The organism is Methyloradius palustris (assembly GCF_019703875.1).
Lineage (GTDB): Bacteria > Pseudomonadota > Gammaproteobacteria > Burkholderiales > Methylophilaceae > Methyloradius > Methyloradius palustris.
In genome coordinates this window covers 889,575-915,255 of sequence record NZ_AP024110.1, presented here as the reverse complement: position 1 = coordinate 915,255, position 25,681 = coordinate 889,575, and the positions used below count along the sequence as shown (strand labels likewise).

The window sequence follows — 25,681 nt, the reverse complement described above, 5'->3', positions numbered from 1 at the left end:
TCAGGCTTTGGCTTTTAAAAATGCCAGCAATATGGCGTAAATCGCCAAGCCTACGAAACAGATGAGTGACAATTGCGGGATAGTGAGCCCAAACAATGTCCAGTCAATCGAAGTACATTCGCCAGTACCTTTAAACACCAAGTCTAGAGCGCGCTTCATGGGGAAGTTTTCAAAGATATAGTCAAACCCTGCACCACACTCTGCCATCACTTTGTCAGGGTTAGCTTGTATCCATATGTGGCGTGAGGCAATGCCAGCACCAGTCACTGCCGCCACAAACTGCAGCAGGCCATATACTTTTCTACCTATATTTTTAGGGTTATGCAAAGCTGCCAACAAGAAAGTAATGCCCAATGCCATGAATGCAATGCGCTGTGAAATGCACAATGGGCATGGCTCAAGATTGTATTTTTGCTGAATGAATAACGCGAGCCCAACCAAGCCAAAACTTGCGACAAACCCAAGAAAATAGCCAGCTCTGCCAGAGAATACTTTATTTAACATACGATGCTTTCACGCCTTATAATTCAAGACAATATTGTAACGGATTAAAGAGAAAATGGCCGAAAACCAAGCGATTGGTTCACCGACAAAAGTGTTGACCGTCAGCGAATTGAATCGTTTAGCGCGCGATGTACTAGAACGTAGTTTTCCGCTGTTTTGGGTGAGTGGCGAGATATCCAACCTCACGCGCGCGGCCTCTGGTCACTGGTATTTCTCACTCAAAGACAGTGGCGCGCAGGTGCGTTGCGTGATGTTCAAGAACCGCAATAGTTATCTGGGATGGATACCGAAAGAAGGTGACAAGGTTGAAGCCCGTGCCGTGGTTTCATTTTATGAAGCCCGTGGCGAGTTTCAATTAGCCATTGAGTTTTTACAGCAGGCTGGGCTGGGCGCCTTGTTTGAAGCCTACGAGCGATTACGCCTGAAACTGGAAAGTGAAGGGTTGTTTGATGCAGCCTTTAAAAAACCGTTACACCAATATCCCCGCCAGATTGGCATCATCACCTCGGCAGATGCAGCCGCTTTGCGCGATGTGTTAAGCACACTTAAGCGCCGCATGCCAAGCATTCCTGTGATCCTCTACCCCACCCCCGTGCAAGGGAAAGGTGTCGCCAATCTCATCGCAACAGCCATTGATAAAGCCAGTAAACGGGCAGAATGTGATGTGCTGATACTCTGCCGCGGTGGTGGCAGCATTGAAGACTTGTGGCAATTTAACGAAGAAATTGTTGCGCGTGCGATTCATGCCTGCCAAATCCCTATTATTAGCGGTGTAGGGCATGAAACGGATTTCACCATTGCCGATTTCGTTGCAGATTATCGGGCGCCAACACCTACCGCAGCGGCTGAACTGGCAACGCCAGATCGCAATAATCTACTTGCTGGCATTATGCAGATTGAGCAAAGAATATCGCGCCAGATACGCTACTTGCTGGAAAACCGTAGCCAGCAGTTGGATTACCTGAGCAGACGTTTGCTATCGCCATTACAGCAAATCAAGCATAAACGCGACACACTGACTCAATTGCAATCGAGATTAAAAACCGCCAGTACCACGCAGCTGCAACAGCAGCAGCAACGACTCATACAATTAGGCCAGAACCTGCAACATTTGAACCCACAAGCTGTTCTGGAGCGGGGTTATGCTTATGTAGAAAATGCGAATGGCGAACTGGTTTCGTCTAGCAAAGGCCTGAAAACTGGGCAACGTGTTGCGCTCAACTTTAAAGATGGTAAAACTGACGCAGAGATTTTACCTGCATCGTTATTTAGGTCTTGATGGGTGGTTTTTGGTCACCTTTCGCATTTAAACAACACAATGCACGCGCGTTCTACAGTGGGCTGGCGATAACTGTTAGAATTTGATTTGTAGCGTCTCATATATAAAATTTAAAGACATCTGCATGATGTTTGGCCTATCTGTGAGTTCAAGTCCATGAGTTCAAGCAACAATAGTACAAAAAGTCGTACGCGCGCGCTCTCGCTAGCCGCACTGGGCGTAGTGTATGGCGATATTGGCACTAGCCCGCTATACACAATGAAAGAGGTATTTGCCGCAGGCCATCACCCTGTAGCGCTCACGCCAGACAATATCTACGGCATTCTTTCGCTGATTGTCTGGTCGCTGATCATGGTGGTTTCGGTTAAATATCTCACATTTATTACCCGTGCAGATAACCGTGGTGAGGGCGGCATTATGGCCTTGCTGGCCTTAGCCAGCCGTAATCTGGCTCGCGATAAGGGTAAGCAGCGGCTGGTGATGCTCATCGGCATACTAGGCGCCTGTATGTTTTATGCCGATGGCATGATCACCCCCGCCATTTCAGTCCTCTCCGCTATTGAAGGTTTGCAAGTCGCCACGACTGCGTTCGATAGCTGGATCATCCCGATTACCTTGATTGTTTTGTTTATCCTATTCTTTGTGCAGAGCAAAGGCACGGGCACCATGGGCGCTTTATTCGGTCCCATCATGCTCTTGTGGTTTGGCACATTGGGTACGTTAGGCTTAATCAATATATTCCATCATCCCAACGTGCTAGTTGCCCTCAGCCCGCATTATGCAGTGCATTTTTTTATTGCTAGCCCGTGGGTAGCTTTTGTGGCTTTGGGCGCAGTAGTGCTGGCGGTGACTGGCACTGAAGCCTTATATGCAGATATGGGGCATTTTGGCCGCAAGCCAATACAGCTGGCGTGGTTCAGCCTAGTGCTGCCTGCATTGATACTCAATTATTTCGGCCAAGGTGCCTTGATATTGCATGACCCTGAAGCCGTCAAAAACCCGTTCTATCTGCTCGCGCCAGACTGGATGCTCTACCCATTGGTAGCGCTTGCCACAGTCGCTACCGTGATTGCATCTCAAGCCGTCATTTCAGGAGCATTCTCTGTATCACGCCAGGCTCTGCAGCTTGGCTACCTGCCACGCATGGAGATTGAACACACGTCAAGCAGTCAAGAAGGTCAAATATACATGCCCTATGTCAATTGGACGCTGATGTTAGCCGTGATGGCGCTGGTCGTTGGTTTTGGCTCTTCTGGCGATCTGGCAGCCGCTTACGGCATTGCAGTCACGGGCGACATGGTGATTACCACCTTGCTTGCCAGCGTGGTATTCCACGGCGTCTGGGGTTGGAGCTGGTTACGAACAGGCTTGGTCGTCGCGCTATTTTTAACTATAGATCTCGCATTCTTTAGCGCTAATGTGCTTAAAATACCCGATGGCGGCTGGTTCCCTATTTTGATGGCAGTGGTCATTTTCAGCGTGATGCTGACATGGAAAACAGGTCGCGATTTGCTGTTCTTGCGACTCAAGAGCGAGGCGATGGCACTTGATCCATTTATCGAATCCATAGGCAAATATCCGCCAACCCGCGTGCCAGGTAATGCGGTGTTTATGACACAGAATCCTCAAGGCGTTCCCAACGCCCTGCTACATAACCTCAAGCATAACAAGGTGCTGCACGAAAAAGTGGTACTACTCACCGTCAAAGTTAAAGATTACCCATTTGTACCTTTGGTTAATCGCCTCAATGTAGAAAAACTAGGCCATGACTTTTTCCGAGTCACCGTGCGTTATGGGTTTAAAGATGAGCCTGATTTGCCTAGGGATTTACGCATGTGTTCTGTACATGGCGTTGAGCTTGATTCCATCGACACCTCTTTTTTTATTGGCAAAGAAACCCTGATTCTCGGACATGAACCTGGCTTTGCCTTCTGGCGTAAAAAGCTGTTTGTGGCTATGTTCCGCAACGCAGATAGCGTCACCAACCACTTCAAACTGCCGCCTAATCGTGTTGTAGAATTAGGTGCTCAAGTCATTTTCTAATATCAAAATACCTATGACAAAAACACTCAACATCACCTTAGCCTTGCTAATCTCATTGATCCTGACAGGTTGTGCAGCCACAAGCAGCACCAAGTCTGGCGCCGTAGGAATTGATCGCAAACAGCACATGGAACTGGTCACTGAAGAACAGGCAGTAAACCAGTCAGCACTGGCATACCAACAAACTATTAAAGAAGCCCAAACCAAAAAACTACTGAACACCGATAGCAAGGAAACGCAGCGTGTGCGTAGCATTGCCCAGAAATTGATCGCGCAAGTTGGCATATTCCGGCCAGATGCTGTGAACTGGAAATGGGAAATCAATGTACAAGATAGCAAAGAAATTAACGCCTACTGCATGGCTGGTGGCAAGATCATGGTTTATACAGGCCTGCTGGACCAAATTAAACCAACAGACGATGAATTGGCCGCCGTGATGGGCCACGAAATTTCACATGCCTTGCGGGAACATGTACGTGAGCAGATGTCGCGCGCTAAAGCACAGCAGATAGGCATATTAGGATTAGCTGCCATCATAGGCGTTACTACTGACAGCAGTAAGAATGCGGCTGCCACTTTAGCCATTGGCGCACCAATTGCGGCTGTAGCTCTTACCTTACCAAACAGCCGCACTGCCGAGCACGAAGCCGATGAAATGGGGTTAGAACTCGCCGCTCGCGCAGGTTACAACCCCAATGCAGCAGTTAGCCTATGGGAAAAGATGGGTAAAGCAAGCAATGGCAGTAAACCACCAGAAATCCTGAGCACACACCCTGCCGATGCTTCACGCATTGAAGATATCAAACGCCTGATCCCTGTGGTCATGCCGCTGTATCAGCAAGCCAGCAAGTAAATCCATTAAGCAAGAAAGCACTACCGACTTGAACCTTAGTTTCAGGTAAAATAGCGCTCTTTTGCGACAGCCAAATTTTTAGAGCGGAATTTTTAAGATGAGTGATTTACAAACCACGATTGAAGCGGCCTTTGAGAACCGCGCCAACATTACCCCAGCCAATGTAGACAAAAACGTCAAAGAAGCCGTATTCACCGTGCTGGAAGAACTCAATGCTGGCAAGCTGCGCGTTGCCAGCCGCATTGGTGAATCACAGGAATGGGAAACCCATCAGTGGATCAAGAAAGCCGTGTTGCTGTCTTTCCGCCTGGAAGAAAACGTATTGATGGACGATGGTGTCACCAAGTATTTCGACAAAGTACCACCAAAATTCGCTGACTATACTGAAGCAGATTTCAAGGCCGGCGGTTTCCGCGTGGTGCCAAACGCCATCGTGCGCCGCGGCTCATTCATCGGCAAAAATGCCGTGCTTATGCCTTCTTATGTGAACATTGGCGCTTATGTGGATGAAGGCACCATGGTAGATACCTGGGCGACTGTTGGTTCATGCGCGCAGATCGGCAAGAACGTGCACTTATCTGGCGGCGTAGGTATTGGCGGCGTGCTGGAACCAGTTCAAGCTGGCCCTACCATCATTGGTGACAATTGCTTTATCGGCGCCCGCTCAGAAGTAGTTGAAGGCGTAGTAGTTGAAGATAACAGCGTAATCTCTATGGGCGTGTATATCGGACAATCCACCAAGATTTATGACCGCGAAACTGGTTCAGTGACATATGGTCGCATCCCTTCTGGCTCAGTCGTGGTTTCAGGCAACCTGCCATCTAAAGACGGTAGCTACAGCCTGTATTGCGCGGTGATCGTGAAGAAAGTGGATGCCAAGACTTTAGGTAAAGTCGGCATTAACGAACTGTTACGCGGCATTTAAGAAGTATTAGTTAAGTCAAACGCCCACTTCGGTGGGCGTTTTGTTTTACAGTGTAGCACCCACTTTAGATTCGCTTAAACAACACCAACTGTTAGAATATCTGTAATTATTTCTGGTCATACTACCCATGAAACTCTATGGCATTCCCAACTGCAATACCGTAAAAAAAGCCCGTACTTGGCTCGATGAACATGGCATTGCCTACGAATTCCACGATTTCAAGAAGTTGGGCATAGACGAAACCACACTTAAAAACTGGTTGAGCCAAACAAACTGGGAAAAGCTGGTAAATCGTGCCGGTATGACTTGGCGCGGTTTGAGCGACACCGAGAAAGCCGCAGTAGTAGATAACGATGCCGCCATCAAGTTAATGATAGACAAAACCTCCGTCATCAAGCGCCCTATATTGGTTAAGGATGAGAAAATCCTTAACCTTAGGTTTGATGAAGATAGTTACAGAAAGCTATTTGCCAAATGAAAACTCTCGAATTAGCTAAAGATCTGATCTCTCGCCGCTCTAATACGCCTGATGACGCAGGCTGCCAGGAGCTGCTTATCTCAAGGCTGGAACCCCTCGGATTCAAAATCGAGCGTATGCGCTTTGGCGATGTTGATAATTTCTATGCGCGGCGCGGCACAACTGGCCCATTACTCGTGTTTGCAGGCCACACTGATGTTGTGCCTACAGGCCCAGTCGATAAATGGCACACACCACCATTTGAACCCACGATCAAAGACGGCATGCTCTATGGCCGTGGCGCAGCTGACATGAAGACTTCATGCGCAGCTTTCATCACCGCTATTGAAGATTTTGTTGCTTTGCATCCAGACCATGCAGGTTCGATAGGCCTGCTGATTACTTCGGACGAAGAAGGCATTGCCATCAATGGCACAGTAAAAGTGGTGGAGGCTTTGAAAGCGCGTGGCGAATTGATTGATTACTGCATCGTTGGTGAGCCCACCTCAAATAAAGTGGTTGGCGACATGATCAAGAATGGCCGCCGCGGCTCACTATCAGGCAAGCTCACAGTGAAGGGGGTACAAGGCCATATCGCGTATCCGCATCTCGTTAAAAACCCTATCCATATGGTCGCACCAGCGATTAAAGATATGGTGGAAACCGTGTGGGATAACGGTAACGAATACTTCCCTCCCACCTCATGGCAAATATCCAATATGAACGGCGGCACAGGTGCCACCAATGTTGTGCCGGGTGAAGTGGAGATACTTTTCAACTTTCGTTTCTCCACCGCCAGTACTGACGAAAATCTGCGTGAGCGTGTGCATGCCATTCTGGACAAACATGCCTTGGAATATGACCTAGAGTGGGAGTATTCACCACCCTACATCACACCACGTGGCAATCTGGTAGAGGCAATCTCAGAAGCCATACAACAGAGTTACGGTGTAACACCCGAACTCTCTACCACTGGCGGCACTTCCGATGGCCGCTTTATTGCCGACATCTGCAAGCAAGTGATTGAATTCGGGCCACTCAACGCAACCATTCACAAGCTTAACGAATGTGTTGCAGTCGCTGATATCGAGCCATTGAAAGACACTTACCGCATCACATTAGAAAAACTGCTCACACCATGATTCACTATCCACGATTGACCGAAGAGCTTTTTACCATTCGTGACTGGCTACGCTTCACCGTCAGCCGCTTTGAAGAGTCTGGCATTTTCTTCGGTCATGGTACTGACAATGCCTATGACGAAGCTGTTTGGCTCATCATGAGTGGACTGCACTTGCCGATGGATACGCTGGAAAATTTTCTTGATGCCGTGATTACGGAAGCAGAACGTAAGCATTTAGCCCATCTCATAGAACGCCGCATCACCGACCGTACCCCCACGGCCTATTTACTCAGGGAAGCATGGCTCAAAGGTTTTAAATTCTACGTAGATGAACGCGTGATCGTGCCTCGCTCATTCATTGCAGAGCTGCTTGAAAATGGCCTGAGCCCTTGGATTGAGTATCAGGAAATGGTTGAAAGCGCTGCCGATATCTGCACGGGTAGTGGCTGTCTCGGCGTGCTGATGGCACATGCATTCCCCAATGCTGCGATAGATGTAATCGATATTTCGCCAGACGCAATCGCCGTTGCCAACATCAATATTGCCAACTACGGTTTGCAAGACCAGATCAGCGCGATTCAATCTGACATGTTTAGCGCACTCAGCGGCAAGACCTACGACTTGATTATCAGCAATCCACCTTATGTGGATGCGCCATCCATGGCACAACTACCGCAAGAATACAGAAATGAACCTCAAATCGCTTTAGGTAGCGGTATTGCAGGGCTTGATCACACCCACACTATCTTGAACGAAGTTGGTAATTACCTGAATGATGGTGGTATTTTGGTAGTAGAAATCGGGCATAACCGCGATGCCCTGATTGAAGCCTATCCAGAACTGCCTTTTATCTGGCTAGAGGTTGAGTCTGGTAACGCGTTTGTGTTCTTGCTAACAAAAGAACAGTTGCTTCAACACTAATAGACATAGCACCTGACTAGCGCTTAGACTTACTACCTCGTTTTTGCTGCGGGCTTGGCACATCAGAGGCCTGCCTGATCCGCCTGTTTTGGGCAGGTTTCCTGGGTTTAGCTGCCTGAAAAGGTTTATTAGTTGGAGTAGCAGACTTATCGGCTTCTTGTCTGGTCTTGGTTACTCTTCTTGGATTGCGCTGGTTCGCTACTGCCTCAGCATCTGCGGTGACAGCTTCAGTTTTGCGTGATTTAGGTGTGAACGGTTGCGAAGCCTTCTCTATCTCACGTGCGGTGCGTTGCTTGAATGGCACATGCGGCGCTTCCAAACCAGCCCATTCGAGCAGATTAACAACCTCTTTCGGCTCAAGCTCCATCATCATGCCGCGCTTGATACGCGGTGGTAGGTTAATCGGGCCAAAACGTACACGCATGAGACGGCTAACTGGCAATGCAAACGCCTCAAACAGGCGACGCACTTCGCGATTGCGACCTTCGCGCAGAATGACCTGATACCAGTGGTTTGAACCCTCGCCACCTTGTGGACTGATCACATCAAAACTAGCGGGGCCGTCATCCAACTCGATACCTTGGGTAAGTTGCAACATTTGGCCTTCGGTCAATTCACCGAAAATACGCACGGCATATTCGCGCTCGACTTCATAACGTGGATGCATGAAACGATTCGCTAATTCACCAGACGTAGTGAATATCAGCAGGCCGGAAGTGTTGATGTCCAGACGACCAATCGCTATCCATTTCGCGCCTTTAACCTTGGGTAATTTATCAAACACGCTCGCCCGTTTTTCCGGGTCATCTTGGCTGACAATCTCGCCTTCTGGTTTATGGTAAATCAGTATTTTAGGTAAGGCTGGCTCAAACGGCAGACTGACTGGTCGGCTATCAATCCGCACAATATCGTTAGGCACAACACCTGCGCCCACTTGTGCAACTTGGCCATTAATGGTTACTCGGCCACTGGCAATCAGCGTTTCCATATCGCGGCGTGAGCCTATGCCAGCCAATGCCAACAGCTTGTGCAGGCGCTGTGGTACTGCATCGGGATCAAAAAGAACAGGTTTGAATTTTACAGCGCCTGGGTCACGCTGCTGTTTAAAAGGACGAGCCATGAGAGATTGCCAACTAAATAATTAAGGCATTTTACCGCAGATAGTGGAGAAACTCTGATTTAACGCGATTACAGCAAGATGTTTGCTGCTAGTTACTAGAAAACCAAAAGCACAAACTATAGGTCTAGCTGAATCTCAGCCTGGGTAAACGTTTCCATAGGTGGCAAATCAGCCAGCGAAGTTAAGCCTAAATCATCCAGAAAAGTTTTAGTCGTTGCGTAGAGTGATGGCCTGCCAGGCACGTCACGCTGGCCGATGACATCAACCCAGTTACGTTCAATCAGTTGGCGCATGATGTTGGGGTTGACTGCCACGCCACGGATTTCTTCAATATCGCCACGGGTAACGGGTTGGCGATACGCAATAATCGCCAGTGTTTCCAGCGCCGCACGCGAGTAACGCTGTGGGCGATCTGGATTTAAACGTGCCAGAAAACCCGCATACTCCTCACGCGCTTGAAAGCGCCATCCACTGGCCACTTGCACTAACTCCATAGTGCCTGATTGCCAGTCAGTTTTCAGTTCATCCAATAACATGCGCAATGTCGCACGTTCCATGCGCTCAACAAAAAGGCGCAACAAATCATCTAGCGACAATGGCTCGCCTGCCGTCAGCAATGCAGCCTCGAGGATATTTTTCATTTGCTGGATGTTTTGTGTCTCTGTGGTCATATTAATTAAACCAATTGCAGATAAATCGGTGAAAACGCAGCCTGCTGTGTAATCTTGAGCAAGCCTTCGCGCACAAGCTCCAGTATCGCTAAAAAGCACACCACCAGCTTCGGCAGGCCATCATGCTCCACATCAAAAAGCTGGATAAACTCGAGCAAATTATCATTTTTCAGGCGGCGTAAAACATAGCTCATATGCTCACGCACTGAAAGCTCAGCGCGGCTTACCTTGTGGTGCGCATACTGGCTTGCCCTATGCAATACTGATTGCCAGGCTGCCATCAGGTCATCCATAGAAACCGTTGGCAATTGCACTTCTGTGATTTGCTGCAAATAGGCTTGGGCAACCAGAATATCGCGGCCAACTTGCGGCATGGCATCAAGATTTTGCGCTGCCAGCTTAATGGATTCGTACTCCATTAATCGCCTCACCAGCTCAGCGCGAGGGTCATCCTCTTCTTCCACAGCAGCTGGTTTGGGTAGCAACATGCGTGATTTGATTTCAATCAACATGGCAGACATCAGCAGGTAATCTGCGGCCAGTTCAAGTTTAAAGCCTGCCGTGAGTTGGCGCATTTTCTCGACATAATCCATATATTGGCGTGTGAGTTCAGCCATAGGGATATCAAGAATATTGAGGTTATGTTTGCGTATCAGGTACAGCAATAAATCAAGCGGGCCCTCGAAGGCATCCAGATAGACTTCAAGCGCATCGGGCGGAATGTATAAATCCTGGGGAATAGACTCTAGCTGCTCACCGTAGATACGCGCATCGATTGTCAGCTGAGTCTGCAAACATTCACCTCTTTTAATAAAGAATCAGAAATCGCTCAAGAGTAATTCAAGCCCATTGCATCACGCACTTCACGCATGGTTTCGCGTGCCTGTTTACGCGCCCGCTCGCAACCTTCAGCAACGATGTTTTTGACTAAGGTTGGGTCTTCTGCATACTGAGCAGCACGCTCTTGGATAGGCTTCAACTCTTCCAGCACGCTTTCTATCACTGGTTGTTTGCATTCGATACAGCCGATACCAGCTGTGCGACAGCCTTCCTGCACCCAACTTTGTATTTTTTCGTCAGAATAAATTTCGTGCAATTGCCATACAGGACATTTCTCTGGATTACCTGGATCAGTGCGACGAACACGTGCTGGGTCTGTCGGCATAGTCTTGATTTTTTTAGCTACGACGTCTGGTGACTCACGCAATGAAATTGTGTTGTTGTATGACTTGGACATTTTCTGCCCATCCAAACCAGGCATTTTTGATGCGGGAGTGAGCTTATGTTCTGGTTCCAGCAGAATCATTTTGCCGCCGCCTTCAAGGTAGCCGAGCAGACGCTCTTTATCACCCATGCTCAAACCTTGCTGTTCTTCTATCATAGCGCGGGCTGACTCAAGGGCCTCGTCATCGCCGCTCTCTTGATAGCGAGTGCGCAGCTCCTCATACAAGCCACCACGCTTGCTACCCAACTTCTTGATGGCTGCCTTGGCTTTTTCTTCAAAGCCAACTTCACGTCCATAAATGTGGTTAAAACGGCGTGCGATTTCACGTGTGAATTCAATATGTGGAATCTGGTCTTCACCAACTGGCACTTGTGTAGCTTTATAGATCAGGATGTCCGCGCTTTGCAGCAGCGGATAACCAAGAAAACCGTAAGTGGAGAGATCTTTCTGCGCAAGTTTTTCTTGTTGGTCTTTGTAAGTTGGCACACGCTCCAGCCAACCTAAAGGTGTAATCATCGAAAGCAGGGTAAACAATTCGGCATGCTCTGGTACGCGAGACTGAATGAAGATCGTGGCATTGGCGGGGTCAACACCAGCAGCTAGCCAGTCTATGACCATTTCCCAGACGCTTTCTTCTATGATCTCTGGGGTATCGTAATGTGTGGTGAGCGCGTGCCAGTCAGCAACAAAGAAAAAGCATTCATGCTCATGCTGCAAACGCAACCAGTTTTTCAATACGCCGTGATAATGCCCAAGGTGGAGATTACCTGTGGGCCGCATGCCCGATAAAACCCGCTCAACCGCCATAGTGATTTACAAACTTAGAATGAAGATATACGCATTATAAGGGCAAGTGAGCGATTTTAGAGAAAAGCCAAATAGCGACTTAAAATATTTGGGTGTTCACAAAATCAGCCATTGGATAAAGCCTGCCACTATCTCAATAAACGGATGCAATATCTGCGATAACACACCAGTAAACAGCAAAATAATCAGGATGATAAAGCCATACTGCTCAACTTTTGCATAGCGATAAGCCAAGTGATTTGGCAAAAGGCTTACGGCAATACGGCCACCATCGAGCGGTGGGATAGGCAACAGATTAAGCACCATCAATACGATATTGATCATAATGCCCGCTTGCGCCATTAAGCCTGCTGGCGTTGCGAAACTACCCATATCAACAGAGTATTTATAAAGCACTGCCCAGAATAAGGCCATTACCAAGTTGGCCGCTGGGCCGGCAGCAGCTACCCACAACATGTCCTTTTTGGGATGACGTAATCTTGAAAAATTCACTGGCACGGGCTTCGCCCAACCAAACAAAATACCGCCCAATAGCAGACTGATTGCAGGAATCACAATGGTACCCACCAAATCGATATGCTTGATCGGGTTTAGGCTAATGCGTCCTTCTTCCTGCGCAGTCATATCACCAAAATATCTGGCTACGTAACCATGCGCAGCCTCATGCACTGTGATCGCAAAAATAACCGGCAATGCATAGATTGCGATTTTCTGAATGAAGGTCAATTCCATCATGATGTTTTATAGTCCAAAAGGTGCAGTGTCGCCAGCACCAGCACGTATGAGTTGAGGGGTTTCACCAGTGAGATCAATCACTGTGGTTGGCGTGGCAACACAGGCACCAGCATCAATCACCAAATCGACTTGATGCTCTAGGCGATCGCGAATCTCCCACGCAGCGTTCATGGGTTCATCGTCTTCTGGCAGCAACAAGGTCATGCTGAGGATAGGCTGATCCAGTTGCTCTAAAATAGCCTGCGTAACAGCATGCTCTGGCACACGTAGCCCCAAAGTACTGCGCTTTGGGTGCTGCAATCTACGAGGCACTTCACGCGTGGCTTTGAGGATGAAGGTATATTGGCCAGGCGTATTTGCCTTGAGCAGACGAAACTGGCTGTTATCGACTTGCGCATAGACTGCCAGCTCACTCAAATTACGGCACACCAGCGTAAATAGATGGTCTTCATCCACGCCACGAATGCTCCGAATACGATCCTGCGCTTCTTTATTGCCGAGCATACAGCCCAAGGCATAACTTGAATCTGTTGGATAGGCGATGACGCCGCCATTACGCAAGATTTCAACAGATTGGCTAATCAGCCGCGCTTGCGGGTTTTCAGGGTGAACTACGAAATACTGCGCCATTAGTGCAACTCGTTTTCTAAAGGTAAGGTTTCTATTGCTAATGTTTCTGCTGGCAATGTTTCCAGTAGTTTGGCTTCAGGCCAATCTTGCCATACAGGTATGCAGCCATGAGGCAGGTCGGGCAGGCTGCCCATATCAATATAACTATGGCCTGGACCATGATAATCAGAACCTTTTGACGCCGCAAAACCAAACATCCGGGCAAACTTGGCATATTCATCATATTGCGGCGGCGTATGACTGCCTGTCACCACTTCGATGGCTTTGCCGCCTAAAGCCCTGAATTCTTCCAATAGTAACAACATATTCGTACGCCCCAGATCATAACGCCCTGGGTGCGCAATCACAGCTACGCCACCAGCAGCGGTAATCCAGTTCACGGCGTCAGCCAGTTCTGCCCAGCGGTGTTCAACATAGCCAGGCTTACCCTTGACCAAATATTTCTTGAATACTTTTTTTGAGTCTTTTGCATAGCCTTTTTCAACCAGAAAGCGGGCAAAGTGCGTACGGCTGATAATTCCATGTGTCGCATAGGCATAAGCGCCTTCTAGGCTGCCATGAATGCCAACTTTATCCAATGACTCTGCCATAGCCTTTGCGCGTAGATGTCGGCCTTCGCGAATGGCGGATAAACCTTGAACCAAGGGCGAATAATCGGGGTCAATGTTTAAGCCAACGATATGCAAAGTACGTTTGCGCCAAGTTACGGAGATTTCAACGCCTGCGAGCAGCGTGATCCCTACTGTTTTTGCAGCAATTTTGGCTTCAGGCAAACCAGAAAGATCATCGTGATCAGTTAAAGCCATCACACGCACACCTTTGCTAGCTGCGTGCACCACCAACTCAGTGGGCGTAAGCAATCCGTCTGAAATGGTAGAATGGCAATGTAGATCTATCGGCGTGGGCATGGGTATAAGACTTGAATACTTGCACTTGGTTGCTTGTGACTAGTGCGCAATCATAGCAAAATAGCGTTGTCGCTCATACTCATGCTACTTTTAGATTTTTCTTTGGTAGCTGTTGCATTCAATTTAAGGCATTTATGAAGTTTCTTTTTGATCTCTTTCCCGTCATCCTGTTTTTTGTGGTGTTCAAATTCTTTGGCATTTACCCAGCCACAGCAGCGGCCATGGTAGCCACGATTATCCAGATCATCTGGATGAAGCTCAAATACGGAAAAATTGAAGGCACACTGATTGCCAGCGGCCTGATTATCGTCGTGTTTGGTGGTGCGACTTTGCTACTGCACGATGAGAACTTTATTAAGTGGAAACCTACCGTGCTCTACTGGGTATTTTCTATCGCCTTGGTCGTGGCCAATCTGGCATTTAAAAAGAATCTGATTCGTGGCTTGATGGAAAAACAGATCAGCTTGCCTAACAACATCTGGAACAAACTTAACCTGGCCTGGGCTTTGTTTTTCTTGGTGTTGGGTTTTATTAATCTGTATGTAGCATTCAATTACTCAACTGATCATTGGGTAGATTTCAAGCTGTTTGGCACGACTGCGCTGATGTTCATTTTTATCATCGGCCAGGGCTTGATACTCAACAAATACATTAGCGAAGAAACACCTAAATAATGTGGTACATGATTATTACAGAAGACTTCCCTGACAGCCTTGCCAAGCGCACTGCAGCAAGGCCTGAACACTTGGCGCGTTTAACCAAATTACACGAAGAAGGTCGCCTGCTTCTCGCTGGTCCTTTGCCTGCGATAGATAGCATAGACCCGGGTCCAGCAGGTTATACAGGTAGCCTGATTGTGGCTGAATTTGATAATCTGACCGCCGCTGAAATATGGGCGAATGCTGACCCTTTCTTGGCAGCGGGTGTCTATGCAAAAGTATCAGTCAAACCATTCCGCAAAACCCTGCCTAACTAAGTATCAAAATTACCCACACATAATGATAGAAGAATTAAAAAGACGTTTAGCCACACTTGAACCAACGACTATTGAAATCAGTGACGATAGTGCTTCGCATGCGGGTCATGCTGGCAATACAGGCGGCGGACACTACAGCCTATATATCGTAAGCTCGCATTTTTACGGAAAATCCCACATAATCCGACATCGTATGGTTTACCAAGCACTTGCAGACCTGATGACATCTAAAATACATGCACTGAGCATTCGTGCAAAGTCGCCAAATGAATTATAAATACTGCACTTAATTACTAAAATTACTGAAGGAATCACGCATGAAATTTTCTAACTTTTTGACGATTGGCCGTGTATTTGCGGCAATCACCTTATCAGCATCAATGATGTTGCCCGCAGCACAAGCGGCTGATGGCGTTATTGCTACAGTCAATGGCAAGCCAATCAAACAATCTGTTTACGATTTTATCGTTAAGGATGCTACTGCCCGCGGTCAAAATGTTGATGACAACACACGTAACGTCATCATCAACAAATTAGTCAGCAGCGAATTAGTAGCGCAAGAAGCGCAGCGCATTGGCCTGGACAAACAACCTGACTACATCGCACGCCAAGAACTTGCACAACGTGAATTATTGGTAAACGCGTTCCTGGCTGATTACATCAAGAAGAACCCAGTAAGCGATGCTGATACAAAAGCTGCCTACGATGATTACAAGAAACAACTGGGCGACAAAGAATACAGCGCAAGCCATATTCTGGTCGCTACAGAAGCTGAAGCAAAAGACGTGATTGCACAGCTTGGTAAAGGCGGTGACTTCGCAAAAATCGCTAAAGACAAATCTAAAGACCCGGGTTCACAAGAAAAAGGTGGTGATTTAGGCTGGTTCTCTCTAGGTGGCATGGTGAAACCGTTTGGCGATGCAGTATCTAAACTGCAAAAAGGTGGCATCACACAAACACCAGTACAAACTCAATTTGGCTGGCACGTTATCAAGCTGAACGATATTCGTGATGCACAACCACCAGCTTACGAAAAAGTAAAAGATGACTTGCAAAAACGCCTGCAACAACAAAAATTGGAAAAACTGTTGAGCGACCTGCGCGCTAAAGCAAAAATCACTGATACTGCTGTCAAGAAATAATCTGGCACTCACGTAGTGATACCCAAGCAAAAAACCCGCAAATGCGGGTTTTTTGTTATCTTGATGGTGAAGGTTTAGGCAAGCTAACCAATTAACAGTCATCTAAACATAACAACTTTATCTCGTAAAAATAACTCAACGCTTATGATCAACAAAATTCGTTCCTTACCCATATTTGGCAAATCCAACATTTTGTCTTTCACTGGTGGGTTTGTTGATGTAGTGAGTTTCGTCGCCTTATTTGGGCTATTTGCCAATCACATGACTGGCAATATCGTGATGATAGGCGTATCAGTCAGTAACTCTTCTAATGGCTTAGTATCAAAATTACTGGCCATCCCTGTATTTATCATCACCGTGGCAGCTACACGCCTTGTGATTACGCATTACGGCTCGCAATCAAGGCGACTGATTATTTTGTTGTATATGCTGCAGGCAAGCTTTTTGACTTTTTTCATGCTGAGTGGGTGGTATGCCAGCCCAATATTGAATCCAGACAACTGGCTTGCCCTTGTAACGGGGATATTCGCTGTCATGGCCATGGGTATACAAAACGCACAATCACGCCTGATTGAGCCGGGCCAAGTCCCTACTACGATTATGACGGGCAACATGACGCAAGCCGTGATTGATTTTGTAGATATCGTCACCAAAAATCCTGTAACTGCAAACGATGCTGCCAAGCGTTTTGCTATTTATGGCCCTGCGATTGTCGCCTTTATGATAGGCGCTATCGCGGGCGCTTTTCTCTACAAATACTGGTCTTTTGCTTGCTTACTCGTCCCCATCTTGGCGCTGATTTACCTAGCTGCCACCTATCCTAAAGAGCCACCAGCTTAATTAAAGCAGGCTCAAAACTTTCCACTCATGCCAATGATTTATTGAGCATGGATTCCAGCACACGAATCGGCGCAGTTTGCGGGTTATAAAGCGCATCCACTGGGAGATAAAAAGTCTGCTCCATCATGTATTGACCTGCCATTGCAGCGTGTAATACTTGGTCAGAAAACACAATCCAAGTACTTCCTGGTGGGAAATCCACATGCTGTTGTGGTGCGTTTTTCTGATACTCGATATCCCACTTCACTTTGTCATGTAGTTGCAGCATGAGATGATCGTAAGGCGTGCGACGTTTCTTGGTGATATTTAAGACATGCATGAGTTTTGCCTGACCTGGCAACATCGATTTAGTATCTGGCAAATATTTAGCCGCCATATCAATAAACGGTTCACCTACTCGCCATTGGCGAGGCCTGCCATCAGGATTGATATTCGTAAAGACACGCAATAAACGCAGCCCCTGTGTAGGGTTCGAAGGAAAAGCGTCCGCATGCAAACGGCTATCATCTTTGCGGTAAGAGCTCTTGCGGTTTTCTACCTCGCATGGCCTAAAGCTTGTATTTGCTGGCTGTAAATATGGCGTGTATTCAGGATATAGCGTATGAATTAATGCCGTTGTTTCAGTGGCGTAGCGATGAATCATCCGCTGCAAAGCATTAAGCTCTTCTTCATTACCTATAGCGCCCTTCAATCCACCATTTGGCCGTAATGAAATATTCTTAGATTTACCATCCGACCATGCAGGTGAAAGAAAACGCTTTTCATCTTCCTTGAGGCTAAAAGTCAGTGCAGGCATGAAAATAACACCGCCCCCCTCAAGTGCACTCACTGCACGATGCCTGAGTGCTTTATCAATATCCGGACGCCAACTCTCAAAATCGAATGTGTGCAATATGTTCATACTCAGCCTATTCTAGAGTCACAAAAATTTGCGGGTAACAGCTTGTGACAACTGTTCATAATCAATACTACTATTATAAAGCTGCGCTGAAATACGTAGCCATAACTGTCTATTGATCGCAAAAAATGGCACTTCAATTCTGTTTTCATGCCAGAGCGTATCTCGCCATTGATCCGCTGTTTCTTGGGTAGCCTCACCATTAAACGGCATAGGCAAAGTTACCATACTGCCAAACATCGCAGGCTTTGCTGGCAAATCGACATGCCAATCTGCCGCAAGTTGCTGCGCCATTACAATCGCAAAATTGTGAAGTTTCTCTGGTATTTCATCACCACCTACACTTTTATAAAAATCTATCGCAGCACTAATTGAAAGCCATGCGCTGACATCTCGCGTGCCAACCCAATCAAAGCTTTGAGGAAAGCCAACATCCGCATGCAGAGAAATAGACATTGGCTGCAAAAAATCGCGCGCATGTGGCGCTGCCCATAAGAATGCACAGCCCTTGGCAGCGAATAACCATTTATGGCAATTACCCACATACCAATCAGCATCTATTGCATCAAGGTTAAGCGGCAACATTCCTGGTGCGTGCGCCCCATCCACTAAAGTCTTCACACTATGTGCACGACAAATTACCAGCATTTTCTCTAAGGGGTAAATAATGGCGAGAGGCGATGAAACATGGTCAAGCACGGCCATTCTGGTATTGGGGCTAATTGCTTTCGTGAATGCCTGCAGTATTTCGTTTTCATCTTCTAGCGGAAATGGCACTTCAAATTCCCGCACAGTAATTCCAAATTGACGAGCAACAAAATAAGCCGCATTTTTTACTGCAGGATACGCATGATTGGCTAGCAATAGCTCATCACCTGCCCGCCATGGAAAAGAACGTAACACTGCGTTAATGCCTGCTGTAGCATTCTCGACAAAGGCTAAATCATCAGGATTAGCCCCCAGAAAACCCGCTAAATCAGCGGCTGCCTTCCTAATTAAATCTGGCAGTTGCCTGACAAAAAAATCGACAGGCTGACGTTCCATCAGGGCGCGGTAATCTTGCTGACTCTGTAATACAACTTTCGGGGTTGCGCCAAATGAGCCATGATTCAGAAAAGAAATCTCATCATCTAGCATCCAGTGCTTGCGCATTTCCAAGCCCGCATTAAACTCTGATTGATGATTCCATTTTGACTGCATTTTTTACCTGACTATATTTATTAAGTACAACCCAATTTATAACGATTATGCAAACCATCTATTACGAAGTCTCCCTGCACTCAGCTACAGCTCACTTGTTTGAAGTCACTTGCCTGATTAGCAAGCCTGATCCAGATGGTCAAATAGTATCGCTTGCCGCATGGATACCTGGCAGTTATTTAATCCGCGACTTTGCTAGGCATATCGTGAAGATAAGCGCCATCATTGAGCATAAAGGCAAGCGCGAAAACATTGCCATCCAAAAGCTGGATAAGCACACCTGGCATTGCGCGCCGTGCAATACTCCGTTGCGTATTACGTATCAGGTCTATGCGTTTGATATGTCTGTGCGCACTGCTTATTTTGATACCGAACGCGCTTACTTTAACGGTACCAGCCTATTTTTAAAAGTACATGGCGCTGATCAAGCAACTTGTGAAGTAAAGCTGAATTCACCCCCAAAACCTTATCAACACTGGCAAGTGGCGACTGCAATGCCTGCTGTAAAAATAGACAAACAAGGCTTTGGCCGCTACCAAGCCAGCAATTACGCTGAACTGATCGACTATCCCTTTGAAATCGGCAATCTGGCTGTCGCAGAATTTAAAGCTGCTGGCGTGCCCCATCGCATCGCGATTTCTGGCAAACATAAAAGTGATCTCAAGCGCATTTGCAAAGACCTGAAAACCTTGTGCGAATACCACATCAAATTCTTTGGCACCGCACCGTTCGAACAGTATTTATTCATGCTCTATGCCGCTGGCGATAATCAATATGGCGGTTTGGAGCACAGCAATTCAACCAGCCTGATATGCCCACGTAGTTGGCTACCTGTTAAAGATGAAACGCTGGATATTGAAAATTATCAGCAGTTTCTAGGGCTGTGTAGCCATGAGTATTTTCATGCATGGCACGTAAAACGCATGCGCCCTCAAGTATTTGAAAACCCTGATTTATCAAGCGAAGCCTATACCCGTTTGCTCTGGATATTCGAAGGCTTTACCGCCTATTACGACACCTTAGCAGTATTACGCGCAGGCCTAATGAGCCGTGAAGAATATCTAAAATCACTGAGCAAAGACATCACACGCTATTTGCGTACACCAGGGCGAAAACTACAAAGACTGGACGAATCGAGCTTTGATAGTTGGGTTAAATTATATAAACCTGACGAAAACACCCCAAACACACAAATCAGCTATTACCTCAAAGGCTCCTTAGTAGCACTAGCGCTGGATTTATCTTTACGCATAAAAAACCGTTCATTAGATGACGTTATGCGCGCCTTGTGGTTGCGCTATCAAACTAGGGGCAGTTTGCTAGGTGAAGATGAGATAGATGATTTTATCTTAGCCAGTACTGGCCAAAATTTGACTAGGTTATTAGATAGCACGGTGCGCGGCACAGATGACCCGCCACTGAAAAAGCTATTAGCAAAATTCGGAATCGCGTATGAAACCAAAGATAAAACCCCGAATGTCTTGCGAGAAATGCTAGGGCTTCAACTTAGCAGTGAAAATGAAACAAAGCTGGCAAACGTATTTACAGGCAGCCCCGCAGAACAAGCAGGATTAGCCGCAAACGATGTATTGATCGCAGTAGATAACATTAAGGTCAATGCAAAAAGCCTAAAGGATATTGTCGCTAAAAAACCTAATGGTGCTCATCTACAGACGCATTTTTTCCGCCGTGACGAACTCATGCTAACAACGATTATTAAACAAACAGAAACGCTGGATTACTGCAATCTAGTCATTAAACCCAAGCTTAATGCTGACACGGAAAAACTCTTAGAAGACTGGCTAGGCAGGTGAATGAAAGGCCTCAAAAAAACTTGAATTATGAGACCCCAACTTCAAAATTTAATGCGTGTGTTTCAGAGATCAGTTGAATCCGCCGTCGATAGTAGACTCTGATAAAAAGCCAATAAAGCCCTACTTTTATTGTTCTAAAAACTCCAACAGACTTAATTGTGTATCGCCATTAGTATCTAAAGAAACTTATAGAAATTTTTATACCAACTAACAAACTTGTCGATACCAACCTGTAAGGGCGTATCTGGCTTAAAGCCTACCCAGGCATCCAGCAAGCTGGTATCGGCAAACGTCGCTTTGACATCACCAGGCTGCATAGGCATGAAGATTTTTTCGGTAGTTTTACCTAACGCAGACTCCAGCGCCCCTATAAAGTCCATCAGCTTTTCTGCATTATTGTTGCCAATATTGAACACACGATAGGGGGCAATGCCCGTTGCTGGGTCTGGCTGGTCGCCATCATAAGTCGGGTTGGTAGTCGCGGTTTTATCCAACACACAGATGATACCTTCCACAATATCATCGATATAAGTGAAGTCACGCAGCATATCGCCGTGATTAAACACCTTGATTGGCTGATTATTTAAGATGGCATCTGCAAACAGGAAAGGCGACATATCAGGGCGTCCCCACGGGCCATAGACGGTAAAGAAACGCAGCCCTGTCGTCGGCAAGTCATAAAGATGGCTGTAGGTATGTGCCATCAATTCATTGGATTTTTTAGTCGCAGCATACAGGCTGGCCGGGTGGTCAACATTGTCATGCTCACTGAACGGCAATTTGGTATTGCCCCCATAGACACTGGAAGAACTGGCATAGACCAGATGTTGCACAGCATTGTGCCTGCAAGCCTCAAGAATATTGGCAAAAGCGACAATATTGCTGCTGATATAAGCATGTGGATTGGTGAGCGAATAACGGACGCCAGCTTGGGCTGCAAGGTGTACCACACGGTCAAACTTATGCTCATCAAACAATGCGTCAGTCAGGCTGGTATGGGCCAGATCGATTTTGATGAAGCTGAAATTCGCGGCCTGTGCGTGCTTGCTTATCTCGGCTAAGCGCGCGTCTTTCAGTGCGACATCGTAATAATCATTCAAGTTATCGACCCCGATGACCTGATCGCCACGATCAAGCAGACGCAACACAGTATGGAAGCCAATAAAACCAGCAGCACCAGTGACGAGAATTTTCATAGATTAAGCATTATCAAAAGAGTTGGTTGAGGATTCAGTGCCTAACAGACTGGCTAGCCTGGGCAATATAATAATCGCATTCTCGCGGCAATACTGCTGCCAGCCTTCAACATCTGTCCAGCCACTAAAAAAAATGAAGTCTAGCCCTGCACGGCCTGAGGACTGGTGGTCATATTTACTATCCCCAAAAAAGATAGCTGGTTTAGCTAGATTGCCGCTGGCTATCTCACGCGCCATGACTTGATCTTTGTTATCTGGGCTACCAAAAATACCAGCATCAAACAGCTGAGCCAAATTACGTTGTGCCAACAACCGACGCAACTCATCTTGGTCACCGCCTGAAATCATCATCCAACGAGTATGGGGCATAGATTTTTTCAATTCGTGCAGACCTAGTGCTACCTCACAGCCCAGTAAGCGCCGCTCTACCTCACGGCCGAAGTCAGCCAGTAAAAATTGAATATCAGCATCGCTGACTGGCTTATGCATGATTTCACGCAAGAAGTGATCGAACTTCACAAAGCGTGAGATGCCACCATATTCGACATGATAATCCACCAGCGCCTGTGATTGCTCGTGGCTGGCACCATAGTTTTGTGCTGTGGCGTAATAGGCCTGAATCTTGAGCTGGTTTGAGTTGAGTACCACTCCGTCACAATCAAACACTAGTGTTTTGTATCGGCTTAAATCAGTCATGACGGCTTGTATTCTGCGTAAGGCGCATATAAAAAATCTGTATCCAGCCCTAGACTAGATACAGATTTGATTATCATGACACTAAAAATCAAGCAGGCTTGATGGCACTGGCTTCGCGCGCCAGCTTGGTAATGTGTGCCCAGTTCTTGGAGTTGACCGCATCGGCTGGTGTGAGCCAAGTACCGCCACAAACCACAACATTTGGCAGAGCCAAGAACTGTGGTGCTGATTCAACGGTAACGCCACCCGTTGGGCAGAATTTCACATCAGTGAATGGGCCAGCAAAACCCTTGAGCAAATTGATGCCGCCTACCGCTACTGCAGGGAATAATTTGAGGAAGTAATAATCATCGGCATTCGCCATCATGATCTCGCTACCAGTAGAAACACCTGGCAACAAAGGCAAGCCGATCTGGCGAGCTGCCTTGCCCAATTCACTGGTGTAGCCAGGGCTAACGGCAAAGGTACAGCCTGCATTACGAGCCGCATACGCATCCGCAATACTGCGCACAGTACCTGCACCAAGAATTGCCTCAGGCACAGCTTTGGCAATCGCTTCCATCGCTTGCAGAGCTACTGAAGTACGCAATGTCACTTCTAATACCTTGATGCCGCCCTCAAGTAAGGCCTCGGCCATTGGCACTGCATCTTCAACCCTGTTGATGACGATGACTGGAATCACTGGGCCGTAGTTAGCTAAATCTAATGTATTCATATCTTGAAATGACCTGTTGTTGATTAAGTAAATAATTTCGTTGAAACTATCTGTTTCAGAATTGTGCGAGAACAAGGCGCCTGAGCGAAGACAGTACAATAAGTACGGCAAGCGAAGGCAACGCAGTTATCGCTCAATTCTGAAGCAGATTATAGCCAGGTGACTGCGCCTTGCTCGGCGCTGAGTGCATGCCTACGCATACCGCCAAACAATTCACGACCCATACCATGGCCATTACCATTACGCTGTTGATCACTCATGTGTACAATCTCGCGCTCTGCCCATTCATCGGAGTCGACCAATGCGTTCAAGGTGCCAACAATACTATTCAAGCGAATGATGTCGCCATCGCGTACCTTGCCCAATGGGCCGCCCATATTCACTTCAGGGCTGACATGAATCGCTGCAGGAACTTTGCCTGAAGCACCACTCATACGGCCATCAGTCACGATTGCAACCTGGAAACCTTTGCTTTGTAGTACAGATAATGGGGGCGTCAGTTTGTGCAATTCTGGCATACCGTTGGCACTCGGGCCCTGGAATCGAACCACGGCAATAAAGTCACGCTCTAGGTCGCCGCGCTCAAACGCTGCCAGCAATTCTTCCTGACCATTAAAAATAATGGCAGGTGCTTCAACAATCTGGCGATCTTCTGGCACTGCAGACGTCTTGATTACGCCACGGCCCAGATTGCCAGTCAGCAACTTCATACCGCCAGACTCACTGAATGGCTTCTCGGTATTACGCACGATGGTGTCGTCAGGTGTCTGCTCAGGTAAATCAACCCAGATCAGGTCTTTTTCGAACAAAGCTGGCTGCTTACAGAAATCACGCAAACCACCTATCACAACCGAGGAAACATCAGCATGCATATAGCCAGCATCTATCAGCTCGCGAATAACGAAAGCTGGGCCGCCTGCATTCTGGAACTCATTAACATCAGCTTTACCATTTGGGTAAACGCGCGCCAACAATGGTGTGTTGTCTGAAAGATCAGAGAAGTCTGTCCAGTCGATAATAATGCCGGCAGCCCGCGCTACAGCGACCCAGTGAATCAGGTGGTTGGTAGAACCGCCAGTAGCCAGCAAGGCCACCATTGCATTCACGATCACACGCTCATCAACCATCTGGCCGATGGGCGTGAAACGCTGGCCTTGTGTAATAGATAACACTGCACGCACAGCTTCACGGGTCAATTCTTCGCGCATGCCAGAATGTGGATGGATAAACGCAGCGCCTGGCACATGCAGACCCATGGCTTCAAGCAGCATCTGGTTACTATTGGCCGTGCCATAGAAAGTACAGGTGCCAGCACCATGGTACGCAGCAGATTCCGACGCCAATAGCTCCTCACGCCCCACCAGACCTTGCGCATACTTCTCGCGCACTTTTGATTTGGTTGTGTTGTCGATACCCGTGCTCATCGGGCCAGCAGGCACAAACACACAGGGCAGATGACCAAAATGCAAAGCACCAATCAACAGACCAGGCACGATTTTGTCGCAAACGCCCAATAATAAAGCGGCATCAAATACGTCATGGGATAAACCAACAGCTGTCGCCATCGCAATCGTATCGCGTGAAAACAGGCTGAGTTCCATGCCAGGCTCACCTTGTGTGACGCCATCACACATGGCTGGTACACCACCAGCCACTTGCACTGTAGCGCCTAGCTTGCGGGCTTCATCACGAATAATCGCTGGGAAAGTCTCATACGGCTGATGCGCAGAAAGCATATCGTTATAAGCGGTTATCACGCCAATATTCTTGGCTTTTTCTGCCACCACACGGAATTTATCGCTAGTTGGTAAGGCAGCAAATGCATGAGCCACATTGGCACAGCCAAGCCTATCAGCCCCTCTAGGCGTGGTAATCGCATGATTAACACGCTGCAGATACGCCTTGCGCGTAGGCGCGCTACGTTCTTGTATGCGCTGTGTCACTTCGATCAGGGATTGTTTCATCAGATGTGATTTATAGAATTAAATTAGTCTTTGATTATC

At 47.3% G+C, this 25,681-nt stretch carries 27 protein-coding genes; 13 read left to right on the top strand and 14 right to left on the bottom strand.

Annotated features, from left to right (window positions below; translation table 11 throughout):
- The gene (locus tag ZMTM_RS04455) at positions 1-504 is read right to left on the bottom strand and encodes a disulfide bond formation protein B (protein WP_221765113.1); all 504 of its coding nucleotides are present in this window, start codon (positions 502-504) and stop codon (positions 1-3) included.
- Between the two features lie 55 nt (positions 505-559).
- On the opposite strand from ZMTM_RS04455, the gene xseA reads away from it, so the two are divergent.
- The 7 genes from xseA (at position 560) to prmB (ending at position 8,105) form a co-directional block, all read left to right on the top strand.
- Complete coding sequence (gene xseA / locus ZMTM_RS04450; protein ID WP_221765112.1) at positions 560-1,783, top strand: exodeoxyribonuclease VII large subunit; 1,224 nt, start codon at positions 560-562, stop codon at positions 1,781-1,783.
- A 156-nt stretch (positions 1,784-1,939) separates the two neighbouring features.
- A complete protein-coding gene (locus tag ZMTM_RS04445) occupies positions 1,940-3,826 on the top strand; it encodes a potassium transporter Kup (RefSeq protein ID WP_221765111.1) in 1,887 nt (628 codons plus the stop codon).
- 13 nt (positions 3,827-3,839) lie between these two features.
- The gene (locus ZMTM_RS04440) at positions 3,840-4,679 is read left to right on the top strand and encodes a M48 family metallopeptidase (RefSeq protein ID WP_221765110.1); all 840 of its coding nucleotides are present in this window, start codon (positions 3,840-3,842) and stop codon (positions 4,677-4,679) included.
- A 97-nt stretch (positions 4,680-4,776) separates the two neighbouring features.
- Positions 4,777-5,604: a 2,3,4,5-tetrahydropyridine-2,6-dicarboxylate N-succinyltransferase gene (gene dapD / locus ZMTM_RS04435; RefSeq protein WP_221765109.1), complete on the top strand. Its 828-nt coding sequence runs from the start codon at positions 4,777-4,779 to the stop codon at positions 5,602-5,604.
- Positions 5,605-5,731: 127 nt separating this feature from the next.
- Positions 5,732-6,082: an ArsC family reductase gene (locus ZMTM_RS04430; protein ID WP_221765108.1), complete on the top strand. Its 351-nt coding sequence runs from the start codon at positions 5,732-5,734 to the stop codon at positions 6,080-6,082.
- On the top strand, positions 6,079-7,203 hold the full coding sequence (dapE, locus tag ZMTM_RS04425) for a succinyl-diaminopimelate desuccinylase (RefSeq protein WP_221765107.1): 1,125 nt from the start codon (positions 6,079-6,081) through the stop codon (positions 7,201-7,203). Before ZMTM_RS04430 ends, dapE begins: the two co-directional genes overlap by 4 nt.
- The gene (prmB, locus tag ZMTM_RS04420) at positions 7,200-8,105 is read left to right on the top strand and encodes a 50S ribosomal protein L3 N(5)-glutamine methyltransferase (protein WP_221765106.1); all 906 of its coding nucleotides are present in this window, start codon (positions 7,200-7,202) and stop codon (positions 8,103-8,105) included. The genes dapE and prmB overlap by 4 nt, the downstream gene beginning before the upstream one ends.
- A 16-nt stretch (positions 8,106-8,121) precedes the next feature.
- On the opposite strand, the gene rluB is transcribed toward prmB, so the two are convergent.
- The 7 genes from rluB to ZMTM_RS04385 form a co-directional block, all read right to left on the bottom strand.
- Positions 8,122-9,225 (bottom strand): 23S rRNA pseudouridine(2605) synthase RluB, encoded by a 1,104-nt coding sequence (rluB, locus tag ZMTM_RS04415; RefSeq protein WP_221765105.1) that lies wholly within the window; start codon positions 9,223-9,225, stop codon positions 8,122-8,124.
- Positions 9,226-9,341: 116 nt separating this feature from the next.
- On the bottom strand, positions 9,342-9,896 hold the full coding sequence (scpB, locus tag ZMTM_RS04410; RefSeq protein WP_221765104.1) for an SMC-Scp complex subunit ScpB: 555 nt from the start codon (positions 9,894-9,896) through the stop codon (positions 9,342-9,344).
- A gap of 5 nt (positions 9,897-9,901) precedes the next feature.
- Positions 9,902-10,690: a segregation and condensation protein A gene (locus ZMTM_RS04405; RefSeq protein ID WP_221765103.1), complete on the bottom strand. Its 789-nt coding sequence runs from the start codon at positions 10,688-10,690 to the stop codon at positions 9,902-9,904.
- A gap of 35 nt (positions 10,691-10,725) precedes the next feature.
- On the bottom strand, positions 10,726-11,928 hold the full coding sequence (locus ZMTM_RS04400) for a tryptophan--tRNA ligase (RefSeq protein ID WP_221765102.1): 1,203 nt from the start codon (positions 11,926-11,928) through the stop codon (positions 10,726-10,728).
- A gap of 96 nt (positions 11,929-12,024) precedes the next feature.
- Positions 12,025-12,660 carry a site-2 protease family protein gene (locus tag ZMTM_RS04395; RefSeq protein WP_221765579.1) on the bottom strand — a complete coding sequence of 212 codons (636 nt, stop codon included), beginning with the start codon at positions 12,658-12,660 and terminating at the stop codon, positions 12,025-12,027.
- Positions 12,661-12,669: 9 nt separating this feature from the next.
- Complete coding sequence (locus ZMTM_RS04390; protein WP_221765101.1) at positions 12,670-13,293, bottom strand: L-threonylcarbamoyladenylate synthase; 624 nt, start codon at positions 13,291-13,293, stop codon at positions 12,670-12,672.
- A complete protein-coding gene (locus tag ZMTM_RS04385) occupies positions 13,293-14,201 on the bottom strand; it encodes a 3',5'-nucleoside bisphosphate phosphatase (protein ID WP_221765100.1) in 909 nt (302 codons plus the stop codon). The genes ZMTM_RS04390 and ZMTM_RS04385 overlap by 1 nt, the downstream gene beginning before the upstream one ends.
- A 134-nt stretch (positions 14,202-14,335) precedes the next feature.
- On the opposite strand from ZMTM_RS04385, the gene ZMTM_RS04380 reads away from it, so the two are divergent.
- From ZMTM_RS04380 to ZMTM_RS04360, 5 genes are all read left to right on the top strand, one after another.
- On the top strand, positions 14,336-14,875 hold the full coding sequence (locus ZMTM_RS04380; protein WP_221765099.1) for a septation protein A: 540 nt from the start codon (positions 14,336-14,338) through the stop codon (positions 14,873-14,875).
- On the top strand, positions 14,875-15,177 hold the full coding sequence (locus ZMTM_RS04375; protein WP_221765098.1) for a YciI family protein: 303 nt from the start codon (positions 14,875-14,877) through the stop codon (positions 15,175-15,177). Before ZMTM_RS04380 ends, ZMTM_RS04375 begins: the two co-directional genes overlap by 1 nt.
- A 22-nt stretch (positions 15,178-15,199) precedes the next feature.
- Entirely contained in the window at positions 15,200-15,454 is a 255-nt protein-coding gene (locus ZMTM_RS04370) for a BolA family protein (RefSeq protein WP_221765097.1), read from the top strand.
- A 103-nt stretch (positions 15,455-15,557) separates the two neighbouring features.
- On the top strand, positions 15,558-16,319 hold the full coding sequence (locus ZMTM_RS04365) for a peptidylprolyl isomerase (protein ID WP_225907130.1): 762 nt from the start codon (positions 15,558-15,560) through the stop codon (positions 16,317-16,319).
- A 144-nt stretch (positions 16,320-16,463) separates the two neighbouring features.
- Positions 16,464-17,159, top strand: coding sequence for a YoaK family protein (locus tag ZMTM_RS04360; protein WP_221765095.1), 696 nt, complete (start codon positions 16,464-16,466; stop codon positions 17,157-17,159).
- 25 nt (positions 17,160-17,184) lie between these two features.
- Here ZMTM_RS04360 and ZMTM_RS04355 read toward each other — a convergent pair whose 3' ends face one another.
- Together ZMTM_RS04355 and ZMTM_RS04350 are read right to left on the bottom strand one after the other, a co-directional pair.
- Complete coding sequence (locus ZMTM_RS04355) at positions 17,185-18,060, bottom strand: Kdo hydroxylase family protein (protein WP_221765094.1); 876 nt, start codon at positions 18,058-18,060, stop codon at positions 17,185-17,187.
- Positions 18,061-18,078: 18 nt separating this feature from the next.
- The gene (locus tag ZMTM_RS04350; protein WP_221765093.1) at positions 18,079-19,257 is read right to left on the bottom strand and encodes an aminotransferase class V-fold PLP-dependent enzyme; all 1,179 of its coding nucleotides are present in this window, start codon (positions 19,255-19,257) and stop codon (positions 18,079-18,081) included.
- Between the two features lie 47 nt (positions 19,258-19,304).
- Between ZMTM_RS04350 and ZMTM_RS04345 the strand changes: the two genes are divergently transcribed.
- Positions 19,305-21,071 (top strand): M61 family metallopeptidase, encoded by a 1,767-nt coding sequence (locus tag ZMTM_RS04345; protein WP_221765092.1) that lies wholly within the window; start codon positions 19,305-19,307, stop codon positions 21,069-21,071.
- 176 nt (positions 21,072-21,247) lie between these two features.
- On the opposite strand, the gene ZMTM_RS04340 is transcribed toward ZMTM_RS04345, so the two are convergent.
- From ZMTM_RS04340 to edd, 4 genes are all read right to left on the bottom strand, one after another.
- Positions 21,248-22,267 carry an NAD-dependent epimerase gene (locus ZMTM_RS04340; protein WP_221765091.1) on the bottom strand — a complete coding sequence of 340 codons (1,020 nt, stop codon included), beginning with the start codon at positions 22,265-22,267 and terminating at the stop codon, positions 21,248-21,250.
- Positions 22,268-22,270: 3 nt separating this feature from the next.
- Positions 22,271-22,963 (bottom strand): HAD family hydrolase, encoded by a 693-nt coding sequence (locus ZMTM_RS04335; RefSeq protein WP_221765090.1) that lies wholly within the window; start codon positions 22,961-22,963, stop codon positions 22,271-22,273.
- An 88-nt stretch (positions 22,964-23,051) separates the two neighbouring features.
- Positions 23,052-23,678 carry a bifunctional 4-hydroxy-2-oxoglutarate aldolase/2-dehydro-3-deoxy-phosphogluconate aldolase gene (gene eda, locus ZMTM_RS04330; protein ID WP_221765089.1) on the bottom strand — a complete coding sequence of 209 codons (627 nt, stop codon included), beginning with the start codon at positions 23,676-23,678 and terminating at the stop codon, positions 23,052-23,054.
- Positions 23,679-23,827: 149 nt separating this feature from the next.
- Positions 23,828-25,642, bottom strand: coding sequence for a phosphogluconate dehydratase (edd, locus tag ZMTM_RS04325; protein WP_221765088.1), 1,815 nt, complete (start codon positions 25,640-25,642; stop codon positions 23,828-23,830).
- Between the last annotated feature and the right edge of the window lie 39 nt (positions 25,643-25,681).

Bases quoted from the DNA above. Each gene is read 5' to 3' on its own strand.
- ZMTM_RS04375 (WP_221765098.1), top strand. From the start codon at position 14,875: ATGTGGTACATGATTATTACAGAAGACTTCCCTGACAGCCTTGCCAAG.
- ZMTM_RS04440 (WP_221765110.1), top strand. From the start codon at position 3,840: ATGACAAAAACACTCAACATCACCTTAGCCTTGCTAATCTCATTGATC.
- ZMTM_RS04400 (WP_221765102.1), bottom strand. From the start codon at position 11,928: ATGGCGGTTGAGCGGGTTTTATCGGGCATGCGGCCCACAGGTAATCTC.
- dapE (WP_221765107.1), top strand. From the start codon at position 6,079: ATGAAAACTCTCGAATTAGCTAAAGATCTGATCTCTCGCCGCTCTAAT.
- prmB (WP_221765106.1), top strand. From the start codon at position 7,200: ATGATTCACTATCCACGATTGACCGAAGAGCTTTTTACCATTCGTGAC.
- ZMTM_RS04390 (WP_221765101.1), bottom strand. From the start codon at position 13,293: ATGGCGCAGTATTTCGTAGTTCACCCTGAAAACCCGCAAGCGCGGCTG.
- ZMTM_RS04355 (WP_221765094.1), bottom strand. From the start codon at position 18,060: ATGAACATATTGCACACATTCGATTTTGAGAGTTGGCGTCCGGATATT.
- dapD (WP_221765109.1), top strand. From the start codon at position 4,777: ATGAGTGATTTACAAACCACGATTGAAGCGGCCTTTGAGAACCGCGCC.
- eda (WP_221765089.1), bottom strand. From the start codon at position 23,678: ATGAATACATTAGATTTAGCTAACTACGGCCCAGTGATTCCAGTCATC.
- ZMTM_RS04395 (WP_221765579.1), bottom strand. From the start codon at position 12,660: ATGGAATTGACCTTCATTCAGAAAATCGCAATCTATGCATTGCCGGTT.
- ZMTM_RS04365 (WP_225907130.1), top strand. From the start codon at position 15,558: ATGATGTTGCCCGCAGCACAAGCGGCTGATGGCGTTATTGCTACAGTC.
- ZMTM_RS04455 (WP_221765113.1), bottom strand. From the start codon at position 504: ATGTTAAATAAAGTATTCTCTGGCAGAGCTGGCTATTTTCTTGGGTTT.
- xseA (WP_221765112.1), top strand. From the start codon at position 560: ATGGCCGAAAACCAAGCGATTGGTTCACCGACAAAAGTGTTGACCGTC.
- ZMTM_RS04340 (WP_221765091.1), bottom strand. From the start codon at position 22,267: ATGAAAATTCTCGTCACTGGTGCTGCTGGTTTTATTGGCTTCCATACT.
- ZMTM_RS04345 (WP_221765092.1), top strand. From the start codon at position 19,305: ATGCAAACCATCTATTACGAAGTCTCCCTGCACTCAGCTACAGCTCAC.
- ZMTM_RS04350 (WP_221765093.1), bottom strand. From the start codon at position 19,257: ATGCAGTCAAAATGGAATCATCAATCAGAGTTTAATGCGGGCTTGGAA.
- ZMTM_RS04370 (WP_221765097.1), top strand. From the start codon at position 15,200: ATGATAGAAGAATTAAAAAGACGTTTAGCCACACTTGAACCAACGACT.
- ZMTM_RS04335 (WP_221765090.1), bottom strand. From the start codon at position 22,963: ATGACTGATTTAAGCCGATACAAAACACTAGTGTTTGATTGTGACGGA.
- rluB (WP_221765105.1), bottom strand. From the start codon at position 9,225: ATGGCTCGTCCTTTTAAACAGCAGCGTGACCCAGGCGCTGTAAAATTC.
- scpB (WP_221765104.1), bottom strand. From the start codon at position 9,896: ATGACCACAGAGACACAAAACATCCAGCAAATGAAAAATATCCTCGAG.
- edd (WP_221765088.1), bottom strand. From the start codon at position 25,642: ATGAAACAATCCCTGATCGAAGTGACACAGCGCATACAAGAACGTAGC.
- ZMTM_RS04445 (WP_221765111.1), top strand. From the start codon at position 1,940: ATGAGTTCAAGCAACAATAGTACAAAAAGTCGTACGCGCGCGCTCTCG.
- ZMTM_RS04430 (WP_221765108.1), top strand. From the start codon at position 5,732: ATGAAACTCTATGGCATTCCCAACTGCAATACCGTAAAAAAAGCCCGT.
- ZMTM_RS04385 (WP_221765100.1), bottom strand. From the start codon at position 14,201: ATGCCCACGCCGATAGATCTACATTGCCATTCTACCATTTCAGACGGA.
- ZMTM_RS04360 (WP_221765095.1), top strand. From the start codon at position 16,464: ATGATCAACAAAATTCGTTCCTTACCCATATTTGGCAAATCCAACATT.
- ZMTM_RS04380 (WP_221765099.1), top strand. From the start codon at position 14,336: ATGAAGTTTCTTTTTGATCTCTTTCCCGTCATCCTGTTTTTTGTGGTG.